The sequence below is a fragment of the Corynebacterium sp. HMSC078H07 genome, assembly GCF_001812805.1.
Taxonomy (GTDB): Bacteria; Actinomycetota; Actinomycetes; order Mycobacteriales; family Mycobacteriaceae; genus Corynebacterium.
The window spans coordinates 1-1,520 of sequence record NZ_KV810447.1; the positions used below are offsets into that span (position 1 = coordinate 1).

Sequence of the window (1,520 nt, forward strand, 5' to 3'; positions counted from 1 at the left end):
TGGTTGTTGATGTCGTGGGGCCTGATGTGTGGTTCAAGTGATGGGGTGACACAGTGTAGTAGCCATGCCGCTTAGTGGATTGTTGGTGTAAGCGTGTGAGGTGGTGTGTAGGCAAATCCGCACACCGTGTACCTGAGGCGTGATGCGTAGCCCGATTGGGTGAAGTTGGTGATCTAGTACTGTCGAGAAAAGCCTCTAGCGATGTGGATGTATGGCCCGTACCCTAAACCGACACAGGTGGTCAGGTTGAAAATACTAAGGCGTTCGGGTGAACTGTGGTTAAGGAACTCGGCAAAATGCCCCCGTAACTTCGGAAGAAGGGGGACCACACGACTTAAGCCAATCTTTGCGTTGGTGGTGGGTTGTGGGGTCGCAGAGAATAGAGGGAAGCGACTGTTTATCAAAAACACAGGTCCATGCGAAGACGTGAAGTTGATGTATATGGACTGACGCCTGCCCGGTGCTGGAAGGTTAAGAGGACCGGTTAGTCACCTTTTGGTGGCGAAGCTGAGAATTTAAGCCCCAGTAAACGGCGGTGGTAACTATAACCATCCTAAGGTAGCGAAATTCCTTGTCGGGTAAGTTCCGACCTGCACGAATGGCGTAACGACTTCTCTGCTGTCTCAACCACAGGCCCGGTGAAATTGCACTACGAGTAAAGATGCTCGTTACGCGCGGCAGGACGAAAAGACCCCGGGACCTTCACTATAGCTTGGTATTGGTGTTCGGTTCGGTTTGTGTAGGATAGGTGGGAGACTATGAAGCGTGCACGCCAGTGTGTGTGGAGTCGTTGTTGAAATACCACTCTGATCGGATTGGATACCTTAACCTTGGCCCATGATCTGGGTTGGGGACAGTGCCTGGTGGGTAGTTTAACTGGGGCGGTTGCCTCCCAAAATGTAACGGAGGCGCCCAAAGGTTCCCTCAGCCTGGTTGGCAATCAGGTATCGAGTGTAAGTGCACAAGGGAGCTTGACTGTGAGACAGACATGTCGAACAGGGACGAAAGTCGGGACTAGTGATCCGGCACCTACTTGTGGATGTGGTGTCGCTCAACGGATAAAAGGTACCCCGGGGATAACAGGCTGATCTTCCCCAAGAGTCCATATCGACGGGATGGTTTGGCACCTCGATGTCGGCTCGTCGCATCCTGGGGCTGGAGTAGGTCCCAAGGGTTGGGCTGTTCGCCCATTAAAGCGGCACGCGAGCTGGGTTCAGAACGTCGTGAGACAGTTCGGTCTCTATCCGCCGCGCGCGTTGAAACTTGAAGAAGGCTGTCCCTAGTACGAGAGGACCGGGACGGACGTACCTCTAGTGTGCCAGTTGTTCCGCCAGGAGCATCGCTGGTTGGCTACGTACGGAAGGGATAACCGCTGAAAGCATCTAAGCGGGAAGCCTGTTTTAAGATGAGGTTTCATTTGAGGTCCCCTACAGACGATGGGGTTGATAGGCCAGACCTGGACGCACCGCAAGGTGTGAAGGCTACTGGTACTAATAGACCAAAACAAACACACCAAACCC

Annotated in this window: 1 rRNA gene; it reads left to right on the forward strand. The window is 53.4% G+C overall.

From position 1 onward, the window contains the following. Nucleotides 1–1,515: ribosomal RNA gene (locus HMPREF2875_RS02065) — 23S ribosomal RNA — on the forward strand; the annotation flags it as partial. Nucleotides 1,516–1,520 lie beyond the last annotated feature (5 nt).